Here is a 7,043-nt window from a genome sequence, read left to right on the forward strand (position 1 = left end):
TTACGTAACCAAAATGGGAGAACTATATGAAAAAACCTATATACCTTGATTACGCTTCTTCAACACCAGTTGATTTTGAAGTGGTAGAATCTATGGAGCCGTACCTTGAAAAGTATTTTGGTAACCCTTCTTGTTCTCATTTGTTTGGGATAGAGACGAAAAATCCAATGGAGCACGCCAGAAAACAGGTGGCAGAATTACTGGGCTGTCAGCCCGATGAAATAGTCTTTACAGGCGGTGTAACCGAATCTAATAACCACGCTATTAAGGGTACTGCTTTTGCTTATCAGAATAGAGGGAAACATATTATCAGCACCACAATAGAACATCCTTCCATCACAAGGTGTTGCAAATTTCTTGAGTTGTTCGGGTTCACCACAACATATATTCCAGTAGATAAATACGGAGTAGTTGATGTAAAACAACTGGAAAAGAGTATCACAGACCAGACTATCCTTGTTAGTGTTATGCACGTTAATAACCAGATAGGCACAATACAACCGTTAGATGAAATATCAAGAATAACAAGAAAATACGGTATTATCTTGCATAGCGATGCTACCCAATCTGTAGGGAAGGTGGCACTTAATGTTAAAATGCCAGAGATTGATATAGTTTCAACCTCTGGGCATAAATCTTACGCCCCTAAAGGTGTAGGTGCATTATATATCAGAAACGGGGTCCAGATTGAAAACCTTATCCACGGTTCTAAACAAGAAAAAGGTCGACGGGCTGGAACAGAAAATGTTCAAGGTATTGTAGGGTTAGGAAAAGCCTATGAAATTGCAGGTAGAGATTGGGAAAAAAATGTGTCAAATATGAAAGAGATGAAAGAATTGCTATATAAAGAATTGAAAAGAAATTTTAAAGAAATACATCTCAACGGACATCTTGAAAAATCTTCCCCTGATATTTTAAACATAAGTTTTAAAGGTATGACATCGGGAGAACTGTATAATAAAATGAAAGATTTTGTTGCCGTAACACCAGATACTTCTTATGTTCTTGATGCAATAAATCTTTCAGAGGAATGGAAAAAATGTGCTATAAGGTTTTCTGTCGGGAAAAGGACCACAAAAAATGAAATAATTGAAGCCGTATCAATTATAAAAAAAATATTGGATTCTGCGTCTTAAGTATAAAGATTTATCTATGATTTTGGATTGCTAACCTGCTTTGGGGCATAACCTCTTTAATTAGTGGTTTATCCCAAAGTGTTTTTCCGCCTTTTATAATCTTTATGTGTCCCCCAATTTCTTTAGTTTTATTTAAAATAACCTCGTAGTTGATACCGTCTATACCAGAGAAAAAGACAATCAATTTATCTTCTTCCTCTAATATTTTGCTACTACACATTTCTTGGTCTTTTTTATTTGATACCTGTATAAGATGAAGGAAAACATCTTCTTCTTTCTCAATAGCAGGACTAACTTCTACACGCCAAAGTCCCATTGTTTCAGGAATTTTGGTAGTATAAAAATCTTCGGGCATCCAGTTTTTACCGCTTGCCCAAAATTCTTTACCTTCTCCACCAATTTTCTCTATAATTGCACCGTAAGGGTAAAGAGTTCGACAGAAGATACGTCCTTGTTTAATTTCTGATTTAACCTCTTGACCTGTTATTATAGGTTCGCCAATTGTGTGAAGAAGCCACTCTTTTTTGTATTCAGGTTTTGCAGAAACAACTCTATCTAATATTAGAAAATGGTTGGGATGAAAATATATAAACTGTCTAACCATCTGTTTACACTTATCAGGATGATAGGTGCGAGTAGCATCAGTTGCAACATAACTAAATAGTGCAGACGTTTCAAAAGCAAGAACTTTTGCGAAATTTGTTGTTTTAACCTGCCCACCGTGGTTGGTATCGTTGGGAGTATGTATAAGCACAGCGTTATGTGCTACAGTTTGTTTAGAATATTTTTCTGTATGTTGCCCAATATTACCAGAACCGCTATCTAAAGCAAGGTCTCCTTGTTTGTATATACTGAAATGGGTTGTATCAAAATGTGATGAAAATACATTGCCGCCTCCTGCTGCAAATAATACATAAGTGTCATCCAAATTGAAGCCAGAAGACATCAGCACCAGCCCAATATTCTCAAAATGGCGTGCAAAGGGCATTCCTTTAGGAATACTTGGTACTGGTACTTTATCAAGGTTGGTATATAGAAATGGATTTACTGGATATACTCCCTGAGACGGTCCTATTTCTCGTATTTTTTCTGCAAGTAGACCAGCTATCGCAGAATATTCTGGTTCAGAACGTCCAAATAAATGTATAAAGTTCCTTAAATGGTCATAAAGGAGGTCTGGTCCAGTAGTTTTTCTTCCCCAAGAACGAGAATATCCGAAATTTCTAATAGCCCTGCCTTCAACTCCAAGAAAGTTTCTAAGAACAAAATCAGGGTTGACAATATGAACCCAGTCTGATTCTACATCCTTTCCAGTAGCAGAACGCCAACAGTGGATGAAAGCCCAAAAAACAGTTGGTTGGTGCCCAAAAGCGTAGTCGAGCATTGTCTGCCAACCTCCATCGTCCCCAGATGTTTTTATCATATGCCTAAACATTCTTTGTTCGTGTCGATAACCTTCTCCAAGAATAGTTAACACTCGAGCGTATGAAACATTGTCGAGAGTTTCATCAAGTAAAGCTACCCCTGCATACCAGAACATATCTTGAACATAATACCAGTTATCGTGATTAAGTCTGTTTTCAATACGTTCCTCAATATAAATCTGATAAACGTATTTCAATAAATCAGAAGCAAGAGCCTTTCTTTCATCAATAGGAAGGTCATCACAAACCCAATCAAATGCTGAGATAGCGCTTACTCGTGAATAACTACGAATCCAATCCTTTTGACGACTTAGATAATAATCAAAAGTTGAACGGAACATTTTCCTCATATTTTCTAACAGTAGAGGGTTTTCTGTAACCTTATAAACAAAAGCCGTTTTCATAAGAAGATATCCGTAGTCAACTTTATCTAATTTTATATGTTTAATACCTTCTACCTCTTTTTTTATCTTTGAAAAATATTCTTTTTCTTCCGTAAGTGCACGTTTTTTTACTTCTAAGAAAGTTTTTTCATTAAAAAAAAGACGAGGTCGATTTCTTATAATCAAAGGTAATTGGTCTATTGCAACAAGATATTCTGAAGCAAGATAGTGTATTTGTCGAACTTCAAGTATTGTCAACTGGTCTGGAGCAACAAGAGTCCCAGCAATAACTTCTTTCATATTTTGGTTAAGTTTCTCAAGTATATTACGAGCAGAAGAATAATCTCTCTCTTGTAAATAAGAGTAACCGAGAGATAATTGAGCGTAATTTATTAAACCTTCTTTTTCTGCCTCTTGAAAATATTTTCGGGCGTTTAGATAATTCTCTTCACGTAAATAGGTTTCACCTATACCCAGCAATGCTCTACCTTTTTCCCGCTTTGAGAGTGTGGTTAGATTCAAAACAGCCATAAAACTTTCTCTTATATCTTTATAATCTGTCTGGGTTTGGTCGTATAATTGTGTCTCCCCTATTGCAAGAAAAGCAGAAGATTTTTCTTTATCGGTTTTAGCTAACTGTAACGCTTCTCGATAAAAAGTTTGGGCTTTAAATAAATCTATAGGGTTTCTTGCAAAACCACTTTTAATCATTTTACCTCTATAAAGCACCATATTGTCTCTTGTACAGGCTTTTTTCCCTGCTTCAAACGCTTCTATATAAGATGCAAATGATCTTGTTTTAGCGGGTTCTTCCTTTGAAAAACAAATGTAGGAAGAAAGAAAAAAAGATATAGTACATAAAAAAACAGGTATAAATCGTTTCATTGTTACCCTCCTGCAATTATTAAATTATTATTAATAATTATAATATAATAGTCCAATAAAACAAATTTTATATAAGGTGTTTTTATGCTATTAAGAAGAGTAAATAAGTGTTCGTTTATTGTTTATTGAAAGCAGTATTAAAAAAAGCCCCCCATTCCGTATTTGAATGGAATGGGGGACTAACAAAATTAGGGTACGTAAAACTACATTATTTTTTATTTATTCATTTGTTTGTCTATAGCGTCTTATAGACGGGTAGGAAATACGTGATAACACTTCGGGTGTTTTAGGTTCTTCTGGTCCTGATTTTGCAAATATTGATGTATGAACCACTGTATCTTCTACAACAACTAAAGATGTGCCGTTACCTCTTCTTCCAGTAATACTAACGTTCATACCTTTACCGGGTGATTTTTTTGCTTCAAATCCTGATTCAACAATATCAGAAAGAAAGGTCTCTATTTCCCCTATTTTTATATTTTTTTTCACTTTCTCTTTTGATAATATTTCAAGCACATAACTTCTAATTATTTTAGGCATTATCTTTTTACAGGTACTCTCTATGTCAAATACATCCATTCCAAAAATCTCTCCGTTGATTGCAAAGACCGCTCCTATCTGCCCTTCTCTTATGGGAAAAGCATCTCTATATTCCTCAATTCGTGGTTTCTCTTTTTCGTAAATATCGCTCATAGCAGAGGTTGGAGAGTTAGTTTTCGAAGTTGCCATCCTATGACATACATTATTCCAGACTTTTTGCTGATTGGCTTGAAAATTCTCTCTTGTTTTCATTGATTCTACAACTGAATCCTTCTGTATTTTCCTTAAAGTAGCATAAGAAATATTTGGACTTGAATAAAACTTGTCAGATGTGTGCCTCCATCTGCCTTCTTCAACACACGAAACTGGAATGCTTATTGTACTTTCTTTGGGCACCATTAAACTTATATTTACAATTCTGTTTTGTTTAGCTCCAACAAGTTCTTCTCCATCCATAATAAAAACATCTTCTTTCCCTGTGTTTACTACTCTAATAAGTGGAACTATAGCTGAACCCATCTCTTCAACTACTAAAGTATTTTTTGCAATGGCTTCGTCTAAAGTTATATACTCATAAACTGATTTTATGTTGCTCTTTAAAGAAAAAACACTCAACCCGTCTTTATCTGTTCTGCCACCTACTGTAAGAGATTTTAAGAAACGTAACAGTGTCGCTTGAGATTTTACTTCCATATTCCTTCCTCCTTAGCCCCAAACTAAAATATGAGGCAAATAAGTTTTTGTTACCTGTTTTTCTCCGTATCAAGGTATATTCTTAACCTAGCTGCAATCTTCTCAAGAAACTCTTCTTTATCTTCTCTGCTACCCTTGATAATATCGGTTCTTATATTTAATTCTACTCCCTCTTTTACAACCACTCTTAACCACTCCTGAGATACTTTTAATTCTTCTTTCACTTTCTTAAAAGATACCTTTTCTCTAAATATAGCCTCTATTTTATTTTCATTAAGGAATTTTTGTTTTCTGTCCATTGGTGATACCAAACGAGAGTATTCAGAATATCCGTTTTGTCCGCTTATAATTAGTTCTTCCATTCTTTCTTCTTCCATATCTTTAATCATATCTTTAATTTTATTGAGAGATAGGTATTGTGCTTGAAGATGTTTTATAATCAGTATTTGTAAAAGATGTCTATATGTAAAACGAGAAGAACTCTCCGAAACTTCGTAAGGTTTGTCAACAAGCCCTTCATTGATATAATACCGAACTGTCCTTTCATCAGGATAGACAGAAACACGGTACCTTTTCTGTTCGCTTGCTATGTGTGGAATTATTTGAGCCGCTACTATTACAAGTTCATCTAAGGTAGAATACTCTTTATTTTTAAAGGAATTTAGAAGTTTTTGTTTAATCATTAAGAGTGTTTTACCTGAAAAAGTATATACTGTCAATAGTATTTACTAAATTTTATAAAACTTGAATAAGGGGAATTGGGTCAAAGGTATATTTTCTTTAGAGTATCAAGGAGATGATGGAACTCATCGTGTTTGCCTACTCCAATTTTTTCTACCTCTATTATATCAAACTCTTTAAAAAGTTCTTTTTGCATTTCCAAGTTTAAGAGGATATCTGCAATGGGAAAGAAAAAATAGTTTTCTTTATCTATATGTTTTCTTAGGTGGTGGGCATATTTTGAAATATTTTCTTCCATTTCTGAGGTATCTGCTCTACCTTTTTTATATTCTAAGATAGAGTTAGATATATTTTTTACTGCTCTGCGGCCTTTTGTATGTTCTTTATTTAAAATATCTATCGAGTCTTGAAGAGTGCTACCCTGTTCTGTTTGTAAAATAGCAGGGAAAAGGATATCTTCTTCTTTGGTATGATGACACTTGTCTACAAAGATTTGCAAAAATTCAAGAATACTGTCAAGATGTGAAGTGTCAACTTTTTCTCCTTTTTGAAGTTTTTTGCATATACCTTCCATTATGTTTAGCATAAGATTTATACCTTTATGTTCATCTTTAAGATTTTCTGTTGCTATCATTGGCTTTCCCCCTTTTATTACAATTTTTTGGACTCAAAGTATTCTTTTAAAACTATTGCGTTGTTCCTAATTTCATCTTTTGCGGAATATAGCAGAGTAATGACATCTTTCTCTTTTATATATTGTGTTAGTTTAAGTAGAGATTCACTATTATTGGTTCTGATTTCTTCAAGGTATTTTTCTTTAAAATCTTTCCATTTGGCAGGGTTATGTGAAAACCATTTGCGAAGAGCAGTTGTAGGCGCAACTTCTGGCAACCATTCTGTTAATGAGGCCCGCTCCTTTGAAATACCTCGAGGCCACAAACGGTCAACAAGAAGCCTTACGCCATCTTCTTTTGAGACAGTTTCATATATACGTTTTATTTTTATTTGTCCCATAAAAACCTCAGTTTTTTTTATATAATAGTTATACTTCAAAATGTGGGAAAAAGAAAGGGGTAAAAAAGTATGCAGTGTCTACTCACTCTGGGACTACGGCGCATACACCTTCTACTTAACAATCGGGCACTCTGAGAACTCTCCCTTCTGCATATAAGACATCTCCGAAGGGCTTAACAGGCTCAGAGTAGAAGAACAAAAGGGCTAAACCTTTTGTTAACAGCCCCCCATTCCGTCTTTGCGAGCTGTTTTTTAGCGTGGCAATCTCGCCGAAGGCGAAAAAGGAA

6 protein-coding genes are annotated in these 7,043 nt (G+C 34.7%); 1 reads left to right on the forward strand and 5 read right to left on the reverse strand.

Annotated features, from left to right (window positions below; all coding sequences use genetic code 11):
• Positions 1-26 precede the first annotated feature (26 nt).
• A complete protein-coding gene (locus tag M0P98_05665; GenBank protein ID MCK9266350.1) occupies positions 27-1,136 on the forward strand; it encodes a cysteine desulfurase in 1,110 nt (369 codons plus the stop codon).
• Between the two features lie 10 nt (positions 1,137-1,146).
• Here the strand turns inward: M0P98_05665 and M0P98_05670 are convergent, their stop codons facing one another.
• From M0P98_05670 to M0P98_05690, 5 genes are all read right to left on the reverse strand, one after another.
• The gene (locus tag M0P98_05670; GenBank protein MCK9266351.1) at positions 1,147-3,828 is read right to left on the reverse strand and encodes a heparinase II/III family protein; all 2,682 of its coding nucleotides are present in this window, start codon (positions 3,826-3,828) and stop codon (positions 1,147-1,149) included.
• 219 nt (positions 3,829-4,047) lie between these two features.
• On the reverse strand, positions 4,048-5,061 hold the full coding sequence (locus tag M0P98_05675; GenBank protein MCK9266352.1) for a hypothetical protein: 1,014 nt from the start codon (positions 5,059-5,061) through the stop codon (positions 4,048-4,050).
• 50 nt (positions 5,062-5,111) lie between these two features.
• Positions 5,112-5,744, reverse strand: a complete 633-nt coding sequence (locus M0P98_05680) for a MerR family transcriptional regulator (GenBank protein MCK9266353.1) — start codon at positions 5,742-5,744, stop codon at positions 5,112-5,114.
• An 80-nt stretch (positions 5,745-5,824) separates the two neighbouring features.
• Entirely contained in the window at positions 5,825-6,376 is a 552-nt protein-coding gene (locus M0P98_05685) for a hemerythrin domain-containing protein (GenBank protein MCK9266354.1), read from the reverse strand.
• Between the two features lie 17 nt (positions 6,377-6,393).
• Entirely contained in the window at positions 6,394-6,756 is a 363-nt protein-coding gene (locus tag M0P98_05690) for a DUF488 domain-containing protein (GenBank protein MCK9266355.1), read from the reverse strand.
• Between the last annotated feature and the right edge of the window lie 287 nt (positions 6,757-7,043).

Source organism: bacterium (assembly GCA_023230585.1).
Lineage (GTDB): Bacteria > Ratteibacteria > UBA8468 > B48-G9 > JAFGKM01 > JALNXB01.